The organism is Sulfurimonas crateris, from assembly GCF_005217605.1.
Lineage (GTDB): Bacteria > Campylobacterota > Campylobacteria > Campylobacterales > Sulfurimonadaceae > Sulfurimonas > Sulfurimonas crateris.
Window position 1 is genome coordinate 70,510 of the sequence record NZ_SZPX01000002.1, and the last position, 17,928, is coordinate 88,437.

A 17,928-nucleotide genomic window follows, 5' to 3' on the forward strand; every position below is an offset into this window, starting at 1 on the left:
CAGCCAACTGATTTGCTATGCCTTGTATATCAATACAGCAAACATAATACCTAATATCAAACACAGTGGTGAAAAATATTTTGTATCGTAAATTGCAAACTCTGTGTCTTTTATTTTTTTGAAAAACCCAACAGCATTGAACTCACCTATTGCTCTTAAGGTAAAAATAGTAGATAAAAATATTCCACTATATAAATAAAAGTTTCGATTTTCATTGATTGTAAAATCATAAAACTGCAAAGCATATGCAATATATGCAAACAGTACCAAAATAATGCCGACAAAAAATGTTAATGTTTTACTTGGATTTAATAATAGTTTTCCATCTTTAGTCGGTAAAGCTTTGTCTAATCCAATTTTTCCACCAAAAGCCCAATAAAAATGAAACAGTCCCATAATGATTAATGTAAAAATTGTAATGATTGCTATAAAATCCATCGTGTTCCTTTGTGGGTATAACTATTGCACTTCTCGTAATTGTTAGATATCTTCAAATTTTTTTTTGAAAGTGTAGAGCAATGACTTCATACCCTTCCTTTTTCCAGAATTTATGCGCTTGTTCATTACCGATGTAGCAATTTAACTCACTTGCAATACAGTTATTTTGTTTGGCATAGTCATAGATCCATGACATTAGTTTTGTGCCGATTTTTTGATTTTGATATTTGGGCAAGATGATTATATTGTCAGGTTCTATATGTTTGCCTACATAGTATTTTGTCAATATCCAAATACCACATATCCCAATGAGTTTATCCTCATCAAAAATGCCGATGCATCGATAGCCTTGTGTAAGCATTTCATCAAGCCGTTGTTTTAAAATATCATCGGAGATAGTGTTATTCAATATTTTAAGGAAGGGAATAATTGAATAGATTTTACTGTCTTCAATAAATTTAAATTGCACCATTTATTGTTCTCCTCTATTAATGTCTAACGGTTGACTTCACCGACAGTTCACTGTTCGGTGCTAGGTGTTGTTAGATATTTAGGTTGTTGTTCAAATACAAAAGAAGCTTGACCTCGTGTTTCCATCCCTGAAAACTTTAAGTATTTATTGGCAATTTCAGATTCAGCAAACTTTTTTGATAATGAAGCCATGTTTATACGCTTTAGAATATCAACTGTAACAGGTCGTTTCGCATCAATAAATATTAAAGAGTGTAGAAATTTTTTCATCTCATCAGAATTTAAAAGCTTAGTCCAATACTTTGCTTCTTCTTCCGAATTACAGGGAATAAAATAACAAGTATCGTCTAACATTATTGGCTTATCTTGATAGGGAGGGATTGTACAAAATGTAATATTTTTATATAAGCCAGAAATACCTACCTTCCAATTAGAAAAACTGTATTTTCCAATTCCAAAAATAGAAAACAATGGTTTGTTTTTATAGATTGAACTTTTACGATTATTTAACTTAGAAATATGCTGATTTAAATATTCCCATGTTTTTGGTGCAATAGTTTCAATAATACTTGTGTCTTCACCAACTTTTCTTTGAGTCACAATAACAAATCTTCTAGGTACTAGGCGACTATTTCCAATATCTGAAGATTTTAATAATGGATAGATATAAGTATCTTCAATATCAACAACTTCGCCAAAACCATTGACTAGTTCATCGTTTTTTAAAGTTAATTCCATAACTTTTGATGCGTCATGTTTTATACCAGAACGCCATGTGTAGCTAGAAAAACCATCTAAATATTCATATTGTTTATAATCTGTTAAGTTTGATATTAATTGTTCTTTATACATACCAAACTTGTAAAGTAATTTTTTATCACTTACTAATGATGAATAAACAGATGCATATTTGTTTTCATCTTTTGTTGAAAAGTTCACAACAAATAAGCAAGCATCTACTGAGACATTAAAATCTTTTTTTGCATTAATAAGGTAAAGATTAGCTTCGCCAATATTTATATTTTTTTTCCAAAAGTAAGTAAGGATTTTTCTAGCTGTAGCAGTTTTACATAGAAATGCTAAGTACCCTGTGCATAATTTTGTGGATTCTATTAACTCTATTATTATCCATTCTGCAATATCAAAATTAGATTTTCCAGTTTTTGCATCAAAACCTTTCAGCTTTTGAAAGTTAGATTTTTTTGGTAAGTTGTTTCCATCTAAGTTACCCATTGTTGAATTACTTACCCACGGTGGATTACCTATAATAGCTATCTCTTTATTAGCTAAATTTTTAAAAAAAGAGTTCCAATCGAATGAAAAGAAATTTTGTGATTTTATTTTAATATTATCAGTATATGCAAATTTATTTTTTGTAAGTTCATAATATTCACTATTTATTTCAAAGCCAAAATATTTACACTTATCATTCCATTCATTGTAAGCTTCTTCTATAAAATTACCTAAACCACATGTTGGTTCAATAACAATGTTAGGTGTGGGCAATTCATTAGAAAGAAGCTGTATGACTTGTTCTGTTAATATATTTGGAGTTTGAAAATCACCAAATTCTATTTGTTTCATATTATAGGACCTTTTGAATTCCTGTAATTTCACCTGCTTTTTGAATTACTCTACTGTATTGTAATCGCCATTGAAGAGCATTTGAAATTGTCAAGTAACCAATTTCAGGTGGATTTCCAATAACTTCTTCAGCTAAAGTTTGTGCTTGTATTTCATCTAAAGGTAGCATTCTTTCTCCAAAAAATGCTAAAACATCGTCAATATTGCCATCATTTTCAAGTATTTTTTTTAATCCTGTTGTGGTTTGAAAATCACCCGTTCTATAATCTTCAACATATACAGTATGGAGAATTTTTAAGCGACCTGTTTTCTCTTCTTGATTATCAGTTTTATCATATACAAAAATCAACAGGGCATAACCTAAGCCATAAATTTTTTGTCGTGCTGATTTGAAAGGAGATGAAGATTGAGGTTGCTTAATGCTTGTTACTTTCATATCAATATATAGCTCTGGGAAATCCATTCCTTTAGCTGATGACCCTTCTACATAATCATACTTTTCATGAAGAAAGGCTTGAAACTTGTGTTCAAGATATGTTCCTACTGCTTTGCCATCTGTTACACCATATAGCTCTGGGTCATTATGAATTGACTCTACTTCTGCAAATTCTTTTGCTTCTTTTTGTAACTGCTCGATAGTTAATTTTACTTTAGACATTTTATTCCTTATTTTTTATTATATACATTTTTTCGTTAAGAGCATATATTGTTTCAATTAATATTTCTAATTGAAGTGAATTTTTTTGTATATCTAACGTTTAAATAGAGCTAATAAGTGACCATTAGGTAACTTATTAGCTCCTATGTTTTGTTATGCTAAGTGGCTGTCTAAGTACAAAGTGTCAGGAGATAAGTCTTGCCCATTTGCCCATTGAATAGAGTCAAAATGAGGTTTGACTGTTTTAAAGTAAGTTTTATCTTGAAGTTGTTTAAAAAAGCCTTTATCAATATACGGCTTCATATCAAAAATTTTCTTTTCTCCATTTTCAAAAGAAAGTAAAATTTTATAATCATCTTGTGCTTTCACATCTACTATATTTGGTGTCATTTGTAACTCCTATTTTAAAGGCTCAATTTTAAAAATTTCTTCACCGTTGATAGCTAATTCCCAATCAGCCATTAACTCATCTTGGTGAATTTCAATCCATGCTTCTAGAAGCTTTCTTTTACTTGTTTTCATATCTCCCTCAAGTAATTCACCTTCTGGAATAGTAAATATCGCTTGTTCACCTTGATATTTTACATGGATATGTGGAAGCTTGTGTTTTCTGTTGTCAAAATAGTACATTGAGATGATAATCCCATAAAACATCGAAATAATTGCCATTGTTAAACCTCTAACTTATTTAGTGAATTATAACATTTTTAAATTGCTAAGTGTAGAATTTCTGAAAAGTATCTAAGCTTTAAGCTTAGATACTATAGTTTTTTAACCAAAACTTTATCGTTCATACTATCAACTTGAATATAATAGTTTCCAAGTTCTTCAATTATTTTAGCCTTAGGCATAAACGCATAATGATAGTTATATTTATATTCAGCTTGTTGCCATTTTGAACCACTCTGCATTTCAAAGATTGTTTTCTCATCTTTAAAACCGTTAAACTCACCTTTAATTTGTCGCAGGACAAATTCCGCCAGAACCAGCATTTATAACTCCACCATCACTATAATAACAAATAGTGTTGATACCATTTTGACTTTGACCAGTTAATACACCAGCATAAAGTGATATTGCTAACGCAGTAACTGCTACAATTCCAAATAATACTTTTTTCATGACTTCCTCCCATTTTGAACTCACTATAATAAATATAGCTGTGTTCAACTTTCAGTAAAGCTTGAAAACTGAGCATAACGTTTGAGTTGAGAAATAAATTAACCGCAGGGTAATTTATTTCTCTCCAATGATTTGTTATATCATCTTCTAATGTGTTAAAAAACAATATAAATATCCTATGCTTACTACTGCTAAAACTATGGGTGTAATATAATTAAATATAATTTCAATTATATTATAAAAAGTAAGGTGATTTTTATCAAATCTCTCTTCTAAAGCTTTTATTTTTCTTTGTATATCTTGTGCTTCATCATTTAATGAACCTCTTGGTTCGTCATCTGAATATTGTTCTTCTCTATCATACATTTCTCCAATTTCTTCATAGGTTAAACCTATAGTATCTCCAGTTAATGTTTTCACTTTTTTACTTATAAAGTAATCTTTGAAATATCTAACAACATTTAAACTAGCAATCGTTGAAAAATAAATAAGTAAAAATACTGTTATTGAAAATAAAAACCAACCTAATATTTTTTCATTTTGTTCAAAATTTAAACCTATTACAGACAATTCTGTTGGTAAAACTTCTGCCAGTCCTATAAATAATGAAACTCCAGAAAAAACAAAAAGTTTAGTTTTTATTTTATTTGTATCTTCTGACAATATATTTTGATGATTCACGATAAATATGCCTTTTAATTTAAGATATAACGGGGGCGCGGGTCACCGACTCCCGAATAAAAAATTTTAATTTTTTGTTTGGGTGCTCGGTGCAACCGCTTGTTATCTGGCGCTATGCGACAGATGACTAGCGGGTGTTCAGCCCGCGCCCCCGTTATCCGGTCGCGTAGCGAGCGGATAACGACTGTCTTGAGAAATAAGTTTGCCCGCAGGGTAACTTATTTCTCTCCAAGTACTTGTTAGAAGTGTAGTTAAAAGCATTATAAATTCAACTTTCTATTAAATAATGTAATTGATACAATTGTAAAATATCCTGCAAAAATTACAAAGAGTATGCCTCCAATAATTTTGAAAAAGGTTGGGACTCTTGAATTAATATGGTCTTCTTTCGACTTATATTGCTCATATGTATATTGTTCATTTTGAAAAAGGTTTGAACCAGTTATTAGTATTGAATCAAAAATTGGGAGTGAAGTTAGACAATATACATATAATTTATCTTTTTTATTTATACTTTGCACATCAAATGAAATAATACTACTGTCATAATTTTGATTTTCTTGAAATATATTAATAGGTTGTGTTTCACATTTTACAATTTCGGCTTCACCAAAATTTATTTTTACATTTAAATTTTTAGCATCATTTAGTGAATTGTTTGATATTTTCATAAAAAAAGATGATTCTATTTTTGTATTTATCTCAGGCATAAAAACATTTGAAATAGTTAAGTTTGCTGTGTCTTTTGATTTATTGGCTTTTTTTTCTATTTCTGCAATTTTTTGTTGTTCTGACTTTGTATCGTTATGAATATATAATGCTATTGCACCTGCAATAATTGCAGCGATGATTGTTCCAATAAGTCCATATTTTGCTGATTTTTCTTCCACTTTGTGCTTAACTCCTTTTATCTTCTAACGGGGGCGCGGGTCACCGACTCCCGAATAAAAAATTTTAATTTTTTGTTTGGGTGCTCGGTGCAACCGCTTGTTATCTGGCGCTATGCGACAGATGACTAGCGGGTGTTCAGCCCGCGCCCCCGTTATCCGGTCGCGTAGCGAGCGGATAACGTTTAAAATGAGCAATCAAAAAGCCGCTCGCGGGTTTTTGATTGGTCTCCTTTGGTTTGTTAGACATCGTCCATATCAAACCAAGAAGCAAGTTCGTCAATGATATGTGAAATTTCTCGTTGTTCATCTACTGAAAAACTACGTGCTTTTACCATCCACGTACCTTCACCTGAATCATCAATTACGTCATTAGTATCCATAAACTCTTTGAGTTTACGAATCCAGTTCCTAGCAGTTTCATCTAGCTGACTTTCATCAAATTGATTAAATGCAAGAGAACATTCATGAAATGCATCTACAATTGATTGTGCTTCACCTCCATAATGGGGAAGCATCAAAGCAGCACGTGCAGCAGATAGTTTTTCAGCTTGGTATGAATATCTCATTATTTCTCCTAGTATAGTCTAACGGGGGCGCGGGTCACCGACTCCCGAATAAAAAATTTTAATTTTTTGTTTGGGTGCTCGGTGCAACCGCTTGTTATCTGGCGCTATGCGACAGATGACTAGCGGGTGTTCAGCCCGCGCCCCCGTTATCCGGTCGCGTAGCGAGCGGATAACGTTTGAAATGAGCCAATAAATTTCCCGCAGGGTAATTTATTGGCTCCACTGATTTGTTATCATTTGGCTTTAAATAAAATGACTACCGAAGACCACGCATCAGTATCATCACCAATAATTTTATTTTTACGAAAATATAATTCACAAGTCATTTTTGGATATTTTTCTTTTGTTTCTTCAAAAATTTTATAGACATTTTCTTCTACTTTTTGATTCGCATTACCTTTTTCATAATGTCTATCCATGTAAAATGCAATAAGACAAAATTGCAAAGTGAATTTTTCTAATACATCTTGTATTCTTTCAATATCTTCTAAAATATTATTAAGTCCAAAAACAGCATTTTTTACTTCGATAATAGCTCTTGGTTTTTCGTTGCCATACCAAAGAACAATGTCACTTCGTCCATTTGCTCTAGCTTTTTCCGAAGCTTGAGCTTTTCCTTTCAGTTGTGCAAGGTCTAATATGTACTTTACATTATCTTCTAATGTAATATATTTCGCTCCATTAATTTTGGCTATGTTTTCTGCAATTTTTACCGTAATGAAATATTCAGGTGCATTCCATAGCCATTCCCCTCCACTCCATTCTTGATAAAATTCAAATGATTCATCAATACCGTCTAAAGTGGATTCGATGATTGTCTCTATGGAAATTGCTCGTGACACTTTGTCCCCTTATGAATGATAACGGTTGACTTGAGAAATAAATGCCTTTTTAGTAGTTCTTCAAGTCTTGTAAATTTCTTTTTTAAGTATATTTCATAAGTTTAAAAAAATCGCCGAGGGCATTTATTTCTCTCCAAAGTTTTGTTAGATATTTCACTACTTAAAAGTTAAAATCAAACCAATGTAGTTCCACATTCTGCACAGAATTTTGCATTTGTTTCATTCGAGGTTTCGCACTTTGGACATTTATTATGTGAAGCTTCATATAATTTAGCTTGTCTTAATGATGCAATATATATTGTTGATGGAATTGTTACTCTAAATGCTGGACCTGCAATATCAAAAAGTGTCCAAGCAGTTGTTAAGGCTAGACCTACCGGTCCGGCAAAAGCACCTAGCCATTTTGTTGAAGTTTGATAAACAACAAAAGGAACAGTTTTGCCTAAAATTTTTGTTCCGATAATATAAATTAATTTTGTTAATAATTTATATGCAGTAAAACCTGCTTGTTTTATAGCTACTCTAGCGATAATCAAAACTGCTTGTTTTGAAAAGTCTGTTGCTTTAGGGTTAATACCTTTTGCAAATTCTTCTAACTCTTCTGGAGTCATTTTCTCAATGGCTTCTTCTGTCATTTTTGTAACTAATGATAGTTCCATTGTGTTTAATGAAGCACCATCTGGCATATTAACTTTCATTTGTTTACATACATCTTCTAGTATTTCACTATATCCAACACCATACCCTCTCCACATATTGGCGAATGTATTGCCTCCAAATTTTTCATAGTCATCTATAATTTCATGTACATATTTTTGATGATTTGGATAATGTTCTTTATATTCATCTTTACTATCTAATTTTGATGTAGAACTATCTGTTAATATTTTAACCAATGGTGCTAACTCTTCATTTGTGCAATGTTCTAAGAATTTTATACTTGAATAAAGTCCATCTTCAAAAACTATTTCTTTTTTTTCACTCATTTCTAATCTCCAGTTATTTAATTTGTGCTGAATAAATAGTTACATTTTAAATTTTAAGTAAAATCTGTCATCTAACTATTTATTGTATGAATACTTTAACATATATATACTGAATAGAAACATTATCTAATACAAAAAATATTCGAATAATAATTTTTTATTTAAAAGTTTTCAAAAAAATATGACAAATTGTCATAAAATTAAAAATTTAGACTGAAAGTGACTATACTTTTTAAAACTTAAGAAAAACTTTTAGCAAGAAATTGTGCGTTATTTGAGCATCTTGTTAGATAATTGTTAAAAAATCCATTATTCGCACATTGTGTAAGATAATTATTGGAGACTTATATGGTTGTTAAAAAGAAATTGCTTGATATTGTTAGAGATAAAATCAGATTTAAGCACTATAGTTATTCTACGGAAAAAACTTATATCGGTTGGATAAAACAGTATATTTTTTTTCATGATAAAAAACATCCATTAGAGATGGGCAAAATTGAGATAGAAAAGTTTTTAACATACCTTGCTGTAGAGAGAAATGTCTCTCCAACAACTCAGAACCAAGCTTTCAGTGCGCTACTATTTTTATACAAAGAAGTCCTTGGTATGGATATGAGCAATGAAAACATTCAAGCATTAAGAGCACAGGAGAGAAAGCATATTCCGGTTGTACTTACAAAAGAAGAGGTGCAAAATATTTTAGAAAATGTGACCGGTGTTTATCAGTTGCTTGTGTCACTTATGTATGGTTGCGGACTAAGAATGAATGAAGCACTTAATTTAAGAATCAAAGATATAGATTTTGGATTTGATAAAGTATATATTTGGGACAGTAAGTCTCTTAAAGATAGAACCGTTCCTTTACCTTTAAAATTAAAACAGAGATTATTAGCACAAGTTGATTATGTTGAGACTATTCATAAAAAAGACTTAAAAGATGGTTATGGCTCCGTATTTTTACCATTTGCGCTAGAAAAGAAAAATCCTCAAGCCAAGCATGAAACAAAATGGCAGTTCCTGTTTCCTATGAATAATGTTTCTAAAGATCCAAGAAGTGAAACTGTAAGAAGACATCATATACATCCCGCCACTTTAGGTAGAAATATTAAAATTGCTTCTCAAAAAGCAGGTATACATAAACGAGTGACCTCTCACATATTTAGACATAGTTATGCCACTCATTTGTTACAAGCTGGAATAGATTTACGTTCAATTCAAGAACTTTTAGGGCACAAAAGTGTTGAAACAACTATGATATATACTCATGTAGTTTCTGAAATGAATAAGAGTAAAGTTATAAGCCCTCTGGATTTATAGACTTCTTCCCCAGTTTGATGAGGGCTATTCCGATGCCAACCATGACAAATATCACAGCTATGGTAGCTGCAATAAATGTAAAAGTTACAGGTTCTGCAAAGTTAGGCATTTAAAACCTTTAAACATCTCGGGCAAGTGCTCTCTTCGTTCTGGGACTGATATTTCCAACATCTTGGGCATTTTGCTTTTGTAGCTTTTGCTATGATGAACGTATCGCCCTCTACTATGAATGTTCCAAGCTCCACAGATGTTTCGCCCTCTATAACGCCAGAGACCACGAACCAGTCTTCAGCCTCTGTTTTGTCCATTTTAAGAACACTTTGCGACTCTGTGTAGAGTACAAGTTCAAGAGTGTTTTTTATGACTTTCTCTTTTTTAAGAGCATCTACTTTTTCGTAAAAACTCTCTCTTGCAGCAAACATATAATCAACATTGAACTCAGATTTTACGTCTTCTATGCTCTCATATACAAAATCAAAGATGTCTTCTTTGTCGCCTTTGATGATCGCAGGAGCGTTCTCTACGATCTCATCTGCCGTGTAAGTAAGTATTGGTGCGATCAGCCCAAGAAGCGACTTGACGATAATAGCCATCGCGCTCTGGCTTGCGTTTCTCTTAGCGTCATCTTTGCCATCGCAGTAGAGAGAATCTTTTGTGATGTCGATGTAAATTCCGCTTAATTCATTTACGATAAAGTTGTTAAGAAGGCTCATACCGTGAACGAAGTTATAGCCGCTAAATGATTTGTGAACCGCGTCAAATACCTCTTTTGCTTCGCCGAGTATCCACTTGTCAAGCTCGCCCATCTCTTCATAAGGAGTTATCGCTTTTAGGTCGTTTATGTTTGCAAGCATAATTCTAAAAGTGTTTCTCAGTTTACGGTAGTTCTCCGCCGTCTGTTTTAGAATGCCTTGAGATATTTTTAGGTCTCCCTGATAGTCGCTTGAAGCAACCCAAAGACGTAAAATCTCACTTCCGTACTCTTTTAAGACCTTCTCAGGTGCGACAACGTTGCCTTTTGACTTGGACATCTTCTCACCTTTTTCATCAACAGTGAAACCGTGAGTAAGGACTCCTTTGTATGGCGCTTTATGCTCGACAGCTGCACTTAAGAACATAGATGACTGGAACCAGCCGCGGTGCTGATCGCTTCCCTCGACATAGAGGTCGGCAGGGTATTCGCCTGCATCGTAGTTGCGTGATTTCAGAACGCTATACCAAGTAGAGCCGCTGTCAAACCAGACATCTAAAATGTCAGTTACCTTTTCAAGTTCGTCCGCACAGTATCCTGCACCCGGGTAGAGCAGCTGCTCTGTCGGCATAGAGTACCACGCATCGCTTCCGTGCATCTCAAATATCATTGCCGTAAAGTTCAAGACCTTCTCATCAAGAAGAACTTCGCCTGTCGCTTTTACTCTAAAAAACGCTATCGGAACACCCCAGTCTCTTTGGCGTGAGATACACCAGTCCGGACGGTTCTCGACCATTGACTTGAGTCTGTTCTTACCGCTTTGAGGGTAAAAAAGAGTCTTTTCAACTTCATCAAGAGCGATCTCTCTGAGCGTTTTGCTCTCACCCTTTGGGGTGCCGTCTACGCTGATAAACCACTGTTTTGTAGCTCTGAAGATAAGAGGCGTGTGGCTTCTCCAGCAGTGCGGGTATGAGTGCTTAAACTTTGAGACGTGTATAACGCTGCTACCCATAAGATCAATCAGGTCTTCGTTTGCTTTGAAGATATGACGCCCAACAAACTCCTCTGCATTCGGGATAAGGCTGTCTCTGACAATAGTATTGTCATAGCATCCAGTCTCATCTACGGGCATAACGACTTCAAGGTCATAAACAAGACCTATGCGGTAGTCATCTTCACCGTGCCCAGGAGCCGTGTGAACACACCCTGTACCGTTTTCAACAAGAACGTGCTCCCCTAAAACTACGCGAGAAGTTCTGCCGTTTAGAGGATTGAGTGCAAGAAGATTTTCAAACTCTTTTGCATGAAAAGTCTTAGCTACTTCGCCGCTTAAGATGCCTTGCTCTTTTAGAGACTCCAGAAGTTTTTTAGCAACGATGTAACCAGTTGTTGTTAGAACATACTCCTCCTCAGGATTGAGCGATATTCCAGTATTTGCAGGTATCGTCCATGGAGTTGTTGTCCAGATGACAAGAGCCGCTTTTGAGTCTATAGAGAGTTTTGCTTTTGCCTCAGGCTCAAGTTCAAATGCGATAAAGATCGAGTAATCCTCTTTGTCCTCATACTCTACTTCGGCTTCTGCAAGAGCGGTTCTCTCAGCCCACGACCAAAAAACAGGCTTGCTTCGCTCTATTAAAAGACCTTTTTTTGCAACATTGCAAAGTGTGCGGTAGATGTTTGCTTCAAATTTATAATCCATCGTGACATAAGGGTTTTCCCAGTCCGCGATGATGCCCAGTTTTTTAAACTCTTCTCTTTGGATATCGACAAACTCAGATGCGTGAGCACGGCAAAGTTCTCTTACTTTTGCAGCACCAAGAAGCTCTTTTTTCTGTTTGCCGCCTACTTTTTTCTCTACCTGCTGCTCGATCGGAAGACCGTGACAATCCCAGCCCGGAGTAAAACGCACTGATCTGCCGTTAAAATAGTTATGTTTTATGATTATATCTTTTAAGATCTTATTGAGTGCATGACCGATGTGCGTATTGCCGTTTGCGTATGGAGGACCGTCGTGAAGAGTAAAGCTTTTAGCATCCTTGCGGTTGGCTTTCATCTTCTCGTATACTCTCTTCTCATCCCAAGAAGCGTATCTTTTTGGTTCGTTGTTGATAAGATTGCCTCTCATCTCAAATTTAGTAGTCGGTAAAAGTAGCGTATCTTTGTAATCCATGTATGTCCCAAATCGTGTAAAAATTTTTGCATTATATCCTTGAAGCCTTTAAAAGCTACTTTAAATGGCAAAAACAGTGTTATAATGGAGGGAATTATTTTTGCAAAAAGGCTATTTACGCGATGAAACTCCATCTTTTGTTAATCGGAAATAAATTTATATACAACACTCCTCTAAGAGAGTATATAATCAGAAAAATTGAGCAAAAAACAGATTTTATAGACTCGATAACTTTTTTTAAAGAGAGCGATAATTCACTTTTTTTATATTTGGAAAAAGAGCTTCATCAGGCAAACAGATATATTATAGTTACATCAAAACAGCACTTCTCAACGGTTGGAAAACTGCTCTGCACTGTAACAAGCGATAACCAGATACTAAAAGATGAGATGCTTATACCCTCAAACAGTTCGGTTTTTGAAGAGGGAAGCTACCTTTTGGAGTACAAAAACTCTGCTACAAATGTTATGCATGTAGACGAGATGCAAAAACTCCCCGAAATACTATTTGATTTTGAAGAGTCAAGTGCGACCATACATCTTTTTGAAGAGGATAGGGATAGCGCGGTAGTAATGCTCGCTCCTATTGCACAGATGTATGATCTAAAAATTGATATAGTAAACCTTATAGATGGATGGTTGAGAATTGAGATAAGAAGTAAGAAGTATGGAAATATATCCAAATTTATAGGCTCGGCAAAGCAGCTTCTGCCAAACAGAATAATCGCCGCAACAAATATAATCACTTACATTATAGAGAAACTCTCATCCAGCAACAAAAAGATAACTTTTGCCGAAAGTTGTACGGGCGGGCTTCTGAGCTACTACTTTACAAAGAACAACGGTGCGTCAAAAATAGTCGAAGGCTCTTTGGTTACATACGCAAACAGGATCAAAGAGAGCTGGCTAGGCGTAAATATAAAAACGCTTGAAGAGTACGGTGCTGTTAGCAGTGAAGTCGTAGAGGAGATGAGCGAGGGTGCGCTGAGTGTCAGTGAAGCAGACTACTCCATATCTATAAGCGGGGTTGCGGGTGATAGCGGCGGAACAAAATATAAACCCGTAGGAACCGTATATGTCGGCATAAGAACTAAAACAAAACATCAAGAGAGCCGTTTGAATTTAAACGGAGATAGAAACTATATTCAGCATCAAAGTGTGCTTTATGCAATCAAGATGTTGCTATTGATAGACAAAGAGATGTTTTTTTAAAATTTACCTCTTTTTATCTTGACAATTAAAACCTATTTGCCTATAATTTCGACCTCTTAACAAATAGAGGAAAATGTCTTGTTAGCTCAGCTGGTAGAGCACGTCACTTTTAATGATGTGGCCGATGGTTCGAATCCATCACAGGACACCATATATACTAAAAAAGCGGTGGTAGTTCAGTTGGTTAGAATACCTGCCTGTCACGCAGGGGGTCGCGGGTTCGAGTCCCGTCCACCGCGCCACTTTTTTAGGGCGCTTAGCTCAGTTGGTAGAGCGCTACCCTTACAAGGTAGATGTCACTGGTTCGAGTCCAGTAGTGCCCACCATTTTTTGTTTTATATGCACAAAGCTTTTGACTCACGTACTTTAGTACGCTTCGCCAAAACCTTAGCACATCTAAAATCAAAAAATCCAAGTTATTTTACAAAACCTTTTGTTTAATGAAAGTGACCCTTTCGTCTAGTGGCCAAGGACACTATCACTTCATGGTAGGGACAGAGGTTCAAATCCTTTAGGGGTCGCCACAAAACATGGTGTTATATATAAGTTAAAAAATGGGCGCTTAGCTCAGTTGGTAGAGCGCTACCCTTACAAGGTAGATGTCACTGGTTCGAGTCCAGTAGTGCCCACCATTTTTTTGATTATACTGCGTTAAATTTCAATTCGCATAGTTCACTATGCTTCATTAAAATTTGCCTTGTCTAATACAAAAAACAAGTTTTTAAAAACTCTTTTAGAAACAACTCTTCAATGCGCGGTGGTAGTTCAGTTGGTTAGAATACCTGCCTGTCACGCAGGGGGTCGCGGGTTCGAGTCCCGTCCACCGCGCCACTACCTTTTTAAAAATCACTTATAAAAAGCTTTTTGTCCCACGTCCGTCATACATATCTTTGTATCTGAACGTTATCAGGTTCTGCATTATCGCAAATAGAATAATAAAGTTAAGAAAACTGCTTCCACCGTAACTAAACATGGGCAGAGGAACACCAACGACAGGTGCATAACCTATGGTCATCGAGATGTTTACCCCCATATAGATAAAGATCATAAACGAGATTCCTATCGTGACAACCTTTATGTAGTAGTCGTTGTAAAAAATGCTAAGACTAAAGAGATGCAAAATAAGCATAACATATATAAGAATAATCCCCAAAGCTCCTAAAAACCCGCTTCTCTCAACAAGAAAAGCAAAGATGAAATCACTCGTAGATATCGGCAGAAAGCGCATCTGTGTCTGTGTTGCCTCATCTTTTGACTTGCCTGTAAATCCCCCAGAACCTATTGCAATCATAGACTGCTGAACATGATATGACGGCTTTTCGCTGACAAAATCTTTGATCCTTGTTTTTTGATAATCATGAAGCAGAAATTTGTAAGCGATAGGAGAAAGAAGAAGAATTGCACCGAGAATGACTGCCCATATTTTCCAGTGAACACCAACAAAAAAAAGTATGCCGTACCCTATAAGAAGAAGAACAAGAGCTGTTCCCAGATCCGGCTCTTTTGCGATCAGGACAAATGGAAGCAGTATGAAAAAACTGAGTTTTAAAAAATCTTTTATTCTGTATCCGTCTATTTGCGGAGGATTTTTGTGAATCAGGTATGCAAGCATTAATATAAGGGCAGGTTTTACAAACTCCGATGGCTGAATGGTGGCATTAATAAAGGGTATCTCTATCCATCTCTGCGCTCCAAGTCTTGCGTGACCGAAAAATTCAACCGCTAAAAGGAGCGTTATGTTTATCCAGTATACAAGCGGGATAACCCAGCTCATCCTTCGAATAGGGAGCAAAAATACTCCTAAAAATACCAAAGCAGAGACTCCGACGTATGCTATCTGTTTTTGTGCAAGAGCCGGAACGACTTCATCAATAAGCCAGTGAGAGGTGATTACAAGCGGAATTATGAGGATAATAGAAAAAAAATCAAATTGTGCTAAAATACGTTTATCAATTCTCCACAAATTTGAAACTCCATAAAATTTTAGAAATTGTATCATAAAGGTTAATAATATATGAATAATACACAGAGTTATGTTTGCGAGAATCCTGAGCGTCTTGATACGTTTTTGACCTCTTACATAGGGCAGAGCCGCTCACAAATAGCCAATTTAATTAAAAAAGAGTGCGTAGAGGTAGACGGTAAAGTAGTCTCTCGAAGCGGTGTTAAGTTAAAAGAGAACCAAGTTGTCAAGGTCACCTTCCCTGAGCCTGAAGTAAAAGAGGCACTGGATATTGACTTTAATGTAGAGATACTTTACGAAGATGATGACGTTCTGGTCATAAACAAGCCAAGCGGTCTTACCGTTCATCCTGCACCGAGCGTAAAAGAGGCGACTCTGGTCGATTGGCTGAAACACAAAGGGATCAGACTCTCTACTATAAGCGGGGAAGAGCGCCACGGTATTGTTCACAGACTCGATAAAGGGACAAGCGGAACGATGGTTATAGCGAAGAACAACGCTTCGCATGAGTTTTTGTCCGAGCAGCTTCAAGACAAAAGCATGGGAAGATACTATCTTGCAGTCATTAATCCTCCTCTAAAAGATGATATTACGGAGATAGAGCTTCCGATCGCCAGAAGTGTTCATAACAGGCTAAAGATGGCATGTCTGGAGCATGGAAAATATGCAAAGACTCAGTTTAAGAACCTGGCACTTAGCAGTGATGAGAAAAATCAGCTTGTCGCATGTAAGCTCTCTACGGGAAGAACGCATCAGATACGTGTTCATTTAGAGAGTATGAACCGCCATATTATAGGCGATCATATCTATGCACAAAGCCCAAAACAAGAGAAATCGGAACGCATTTTGCTACATGCGTATATAATATACTTTATTCATCCTACGAGTAAAGAGATGGTCACATTTTCCGTACTGCCTGATGCACAGATGATGGACTACATAAACAAAAAATTCAATACGGAGCAAATAAATGAAGTTATGGACACTAGTTACATTATGCACGGCTTCTCTACTAATTCTTAGCGGTTGTGCCTTAAAGCCTACACCCAAGAAAGATGCGGTCATAGATGAATCGCTGCCAACGGTAAAGCTTACAAAAAATGGAACTATTGTTGATATTAATGCCATAGCACTTGAGTGGGAACGCATAGAAGACCCGCGTGTGCAAGGTATTTATATCTATAAAATAAATCTTGACGATGTAAAAGAGAACCAAAACGAGTACTATGATACGGTTGATAACCGTTTTTCTACCCACTATCTGGATAATAATATAAAAGCAAGCTCAAAGTACGGCTACTACTTTAAAACATACAGCGAAAAAGCAGAGTCGCCAAAGAGCAATGTAACAACAATAGCATCTCTTCCTCCTTTAGAGTCGGTGAGCTGGATACACAGTATTGAGAGTATGCCAAGAAGTGCGAAGATCATCTGGAGACCGCATGTCAATCAAAAGGTAAAGTCCTATATTATTCAGAGAAAAACTCTTGAAGAGGATAGTTGGAGAGATATAGCGACCGTAGAGGGAAGACTGAATGCAGAGTACATAGACAAAAACCTAAAAGATAACTTTACATACAAGTACCGCATCCGCGCACTTACTTTTGATAATCTTCTATCAAACCCTAGCCAAGAGGTAAAGGTAGTTACAAAAGAGCTTCCAAAAGAGATAACGCGTATTACCGCTTCAACGGATCTTCCAAGAAGAATAGAGATCAAGTGGGAGAAGAGTGAGACTCCCGACTTTCTGGTTTACAGAGTCTATAGATCTTCTGCAATTAACGGAAGCTATAAGATGATAATAGATACTAAAAACAACTCATACGTAGATATTGTAGAAGAGGATGGAAAAGAGTATTTCTACAGAGTGAGTGTCTTTGACAAAGATAAGCTTGAAAGCGTTCATAGCAATCACTCGGCTCTTGGAAAGACGCTAAATAAGCCAAGCACGCCATCTATGGTAGAGGCAAAACTTATTGAGGGCAAAGTGGTTCTCTCATGGAACAATTCTGATGAAAGAGTTAAGAGCTACAGCGTACAAAAAAGATACAAAAAAAGCCTTATAGAGAGCTCTATTGAAGATTTTGAAAACATCAAAGGGTCGCAGTTTATAGACTCTGAGATAGAGGCAGGCAAAACTTACTACTACAGAGTCTTCTCAGTCGATACAAACGGTATAAAATCAGAACCGAGCATCGAGATCGAGCTTAGAATCGAAGAGAAAACGATCATAAACTCAATAAACTCTAAAGAGAAGATCCCTGCGCAGAAAAGTTACGAGAATACAGCAGAAGAAAAACAAGACATAATAGTACCAGTACAAGATTTTAATTAAAAC

19 protein-coding genes and 6 tRNA genes are annotated in these 17,928 nt (G+C 35.6%); 10 read left to right on the forward strand and 15 right to left on the reverse strand.

Annotated elements, in window-relative coordinates:
* Positions 1-15: 15 nt before the first annotated feature.
* The 13 genes from FCU45_RS02995 to FCU45_RS03050 form a co-directional block, all read right to left on the reverse strand.
* Entirely contained in the window at positions 16-438 is a 423-nt protein-coding gene (locus tag FCU45_RS02995; protein ID WP_137012153.1) for a DUF3995 domain-containing protein, read from the reverse strand.
* A 52-nt stretch (positions 439-490) separates the two neighbouring features.
* Positions 491-910 carry a GNAT family N-acetyltransferase gene (locus FCU45_RS03000; RefSeq protein ID WP_137012155.1) on the reverse strand — a complete coding sequence of 140 codons (420 nt, stop codon included), beginning with the start codon at positions 908-910 and terminating at the stop codon, positions 491-493.
* A gap of 47 nt (positions 911-957) precedes the next feature.
* Positions 958-2,493: a DNA methyltransferase family protein gene (locus FCU45_RS03005; protein WP_137012157.1), complete on the reverse strand. Its 1,536-nt coding sequence runs from the start codon at positions 2,491-2,493 to the stop codon at positions 958-960.
* 1 nt (position 2,494) lies between these two features.
* Positions 2,495-3,151, reverse strand: coding sequence for a type II restriction-modification system restriction endonuclease (locus FCU45_RS03010; RefSeq protein WP_137012159.1), 657 nt, complete (start codon positions 3,149-3,151; stop codon positions 2,495-2,497).
* Between the two features lie 153 nt (positions 3,152-3,304).
* Positions 3,305-3,541 (reverse strand): DUF2442 domain-containing protein, encoded by a 237-nt coding sequence (locus FCU45_RS03015; RefSeq protein ID WP_137012161.1) that lies wholly within the window; start codon positions 3,539-3,541, stop codon positions 3,305-3,307.
* A 9-nt stretch (positions 3,542-3,550) separates the two neighbouring features.
* On the reverse strand, positions 3,551-3,820 hold the full coding sequence (locus FCU45_RS03020; protein WP_137012163.1) for a DUF4160 domain-containing protein: 270 nt from the start codon (positions 3,818-3,820) through the stop codon (positions 3,551-3,553).
* A gap of 92 nt (positions 3,821-3,912) precedes the next feature.
* The gene (locus FCU45_RS03025) at positions 3,913-4,143 is read right to left on the reverse strand and encodes a hypothetical protein (protein ID WP_137012165.1); all 231 of its coding nucleotides are present in this window, start codon (positions 4,141-4,143) and stop codon (positions 3,913-3,915) included.
* Entirely contained in the window at positions 4,106-4,273 is a 168-nt protein-coding gene (locus tag FCU45_RS11570; protein WP_170175819.1) for a hypothetical protein, read from the reverse strand. Before FCU45_RS11570 ends, FCU45_RS03025 begins: the two co-directional genes overlap by 38 nt.
* A 147-nt stretch (positions 4,274-4,420) precedes the next feature.
* Positions 4,421-4,954, reverse strand: coding sequence for a hypothetical protein (locus FCU45_RS03030; protein WP_137012167.1), 534 nt, complete (start codon positions 4,952-4,954; stop codon positions 4,421-4,423).
* Positions 4,955-5,214: 260 nt separating this feature from the next.
* Positions 5,215-5,844 carry a hypothetical protein gene (locus tag FCU45_RS03035; protein ID WP_137012169.1) on the reverse strand — a complete coding sequence of 210 codons (630 nt, stop codon included), beginning with the start codon at positions 5,842-5,844 and terminating at the stop codon, positions 5,215-5,217.
* Positions 5,845-6,083: 239 nt separating this feature from the next.
* A complete protein-coding gene (locus FCU45_RS03040) occupies positions 6,084-6,410 on the reverse strand; it encodes a hypothetical protein (RefSeq protein WP_137012171.1) in 327 nt (108 codons plus the stop codon).
* A 233-nt stretch (positions 6,411-6,643) separates the two neighbouring features.
* Positions 6,644-7,252 carry a hypothetical protein gene (locus tag FCU45_RS03045; RefSeq protein WP_137012173.1) on the reverse strand — a complete coding sequence of 203 codons (609 nt, stop codon included), beginning with the start codon at positions 7,250-7,252 and terminating at the stop codon, positions 6,644-6,646.
* Between the two features lie 173 nt (positions 7,253-7,425).
* Positions 7,426-8,238: a zinc-ribbon domain-containing protein gene (locus FCU45_RS03050; protein ID WP_137012537.1), complete on the reverse strand. Its 813-nt coding sequence runs from the start codon at positions 8,236-8,238 to the stop codon at positions 7,426-7,428.
* A gap of 348 nt (positions 8,239-8,586) precedes the next feature.
* Here FCU45_RS03050 and FCU45_RS03055 point away from each other — a divergent pair, with 348 nt between their 5' ends.
* Positions 8,587-9,555 carry an integron integrase gene (locus FCU45_RS03055; protein WP_137012175.1) on the forward strand — a complete coding sequence of 323 codons (969 nt, stop codon included), beginning with the start codon at positions 8,587-8,589 and terminating at the stop codon, positions 9,553-9,555.
* A gap of 101 nt (positions 9,556-9,656) precedes the next feature.
* On the opposite strand, the gene ileS is transcribed toward FCU45_RS03055, so the two are convergent.
* A complete protein-coding gene (gene ileS / locus FCU45_RS03060) occupies positions 9,657-12,416 on the reverse strand; it encodes an isoleucine--tRNA ligase (protein ID WP_137012177.1) in 2,760 nt (919 codons plus the stop codon).
* A 122-nt stretch (positions 12,417-12,538) separates the two neighbouring features.
* Here ileS and FCU45_RS03065 point away from each other — a divergent pair, with 122 nt between their 5' ends.
* From FCU45_RS03065 to FCU45_RS03095, 7 genes are all read left to right on the forward strand, one after another.
* Complete coding sequence (locus FCU45_RS03065) at positions 12,539-13,627, forward strand: CinA family protein (protein ID WP_137012179.1); 1,089 nt, start codon at positions 12,539-12,541, stop codon at positions 13,625-13,627.
* A gap of 75 nt (positions 13,628-13,702) precedes the next feature.
* A tRNA-Lys gene (locus FCU45_RS03070) sits at positions 13,703-13,778 on the forward strand.
* A gap of 14 nt (positions 13,779-13,792) precedes the next feature.
* A tRNA-Asp gene (locus FCU45_RS03075) sits at positions 13,793-13,869 on the forward strand.
* An 8-nt stretch (positions 13,870-13,877) separates the two neighbouring features.
* Positions 13,878-13,953: transfer RNA gene (locus FCU45_RS03080), tRNA-Val, on the forward strand.
* 122 nt (positions 13,954-14,075) lie between these two features.
* Positions 14,076-14,151: transfer RNA gene (locus FCU45_RS03085), tRNA-Glu, on the forward strand.
* 32 nt (positions 14,152-14,183) lie between these two features.
* Positions 14,184-14,259: transfer RNA gene (locus tag FCU45_RS03090), tRNA-Val, on the forward strand.
* Positions 14,260-14,381: 122 nt separating this feature from the next.
* Positions 14,382-14,458: transfer RNA gene (locus tag FCU45_RS03095), tRNA-Asp, on the forward strand.
* 19 nt (positions 14,459-14,477) lie between these two features.
* Here the strand turns inward: FCU45_RS03095 and FCU45_RS03100 are convergent.
* Positions 14,478-15,590, reverse strand: coding sequence for an FtsW/RodA/SpoVE family cell cycle protein (locus FCU45_RS03100; protein WP_137012181.1), 1,113 nt, complete (start codon positions 15,588-15,590; stop codon positions 14,478-14,480).
* Between the two features lie 51 nt (positions 15,591-15,641).
* Between FCU45_RS03100 and FCU45_RS03105 the strand changes: the two genes are divergently transcribed.
* Both FCU45_RS03105 and FCU45_RS03110 read left to right on the forward strand, forming a co-directional pair.
* The gene (locus FCU45_RS03105) at positions 15,642-16,613 is read left to right on the forward strand and encodes an RluA family pseudouridine synthase (RefSeq protein WP_137012183.1); all 972 of its coding nucleotides are present in this window, start codon (positions 15,642-15,644) and stop codon (positions 16,611-16,613) included.
* Positions 16,561-17,925 (forward strand): fibronectin type III domain-containing protein, encoded by a 1,365-nt coding sequence (locus FCU45_RS03110; protein ID WP_246032223.1) that lies wholly within the window; start codon positions 16,561-16,563, stop codon positions 17,923-17,925. Before FCU45_RS03105 ends, FCU45_RS03110 begins: the two co-directional genes overlap by 53 nt.
* Positions 17,926-17,928 lie beyond the last annotated feature (3 nt).

Coding starts and splice junctions, on each gene's coding strand:
- FCU45_RS02995 (WP_137012153.1), bottom strand. CDS start 438: ATGGATTTTATAGCAATCATTACAATTTTTACATTAATCATTATGGGA.
- FCU45_RS03000 (WP_137012155.1), bottom strand. CDS start 910: ATGGTGCAATTTAAATTTATTGAAGACAGTAAAATCTATTCAATTATT.
- FCU45_RS03005 (WP_137012157.1), bottom strand. CDS start 2,493: ATGAAACAAATAGAATTTGGTGATTTTCAAACTCCAAATATATTAACA.
- FCU45_RS03010 (WP_137012159.1), bottom strand. CDS start 3,151: ATGTCTAAAGTAAAATTAACTATCGAGCAGTTACAAAAAGAAGCAAAA.
- FCU45_RS03015 (WP_137012161.1), bottom strand. CDS start 3,541: ATGACACCAAATATAGTAGATGTGAAAGCACAAGATGATTATAAAATT.
- FCU45_RS03020 (WP_137012163.1), bottom strand. CDS start 3,820: ATGGCAATTATTTCGATGTTTTATGGGATTATCATCTCAATGTACTAT.
- FCU45_RS03025 (WP_137012165.1), bottom strand. CDS start 4,143: ATGCTGGTTCTGGCGGAATTTGTCCTGCGACAAATTAAAGGTGAGTTT.
- FCU45_RS11570 (WP_170175819.1), bottom strand. CDS start 4,273: ATGAAAAAAGTATTATTTGGAATTGTAGCAGTTACTGCGTTAGCAATA.
- FCU45_RS03040 (WP_137012171.1), bottom strand. CDS start 6,410: ATGAGATATTCATACCAAGCTGAAAAACTATCTGCTGCACGTGCTGCT.
- FCU45_RS03050 (WP_137012537.1), bottom strand. CDS start 8,238: ATGAGTGAAAAAAAAGAAATAGTTTTTGAAGATGGACTTTATTCAAGT.
- FCU45_RS03055 (WP_137012175.1), top strand. CDS start 8,587: ATGGTTGTTAAAAAGAAATTGCTTGATATTGTTAGAGATAAAATCAGA.
- ileS (WP_137012177.1), bottom strand. CDS start 12,416: ATGGATTACAAAGATACGCTACTTTTACCGACTACTAAATTTGAGATG.
- FCU45_RS03065 (WP_137012179.1), top strand. CDS start 12,539: ATGAAACTCCATCTTTTGTTAATCGGAAATAAATTTATATACAACACT.
- FCU45_RS03105 (WP_137012183.1), top strand. CDS start 15,642: ATGAATAATACACAGAGTTATGTTTGCGAGAATCCTGAGCGTCTTGAT.
- FCU45_RS03110 (WP_246032223.1), top strand. CDS start 16,561: ATGAAGTTATGGACACTAGTTACATTATGCACGGCTTCTCTACTAATT.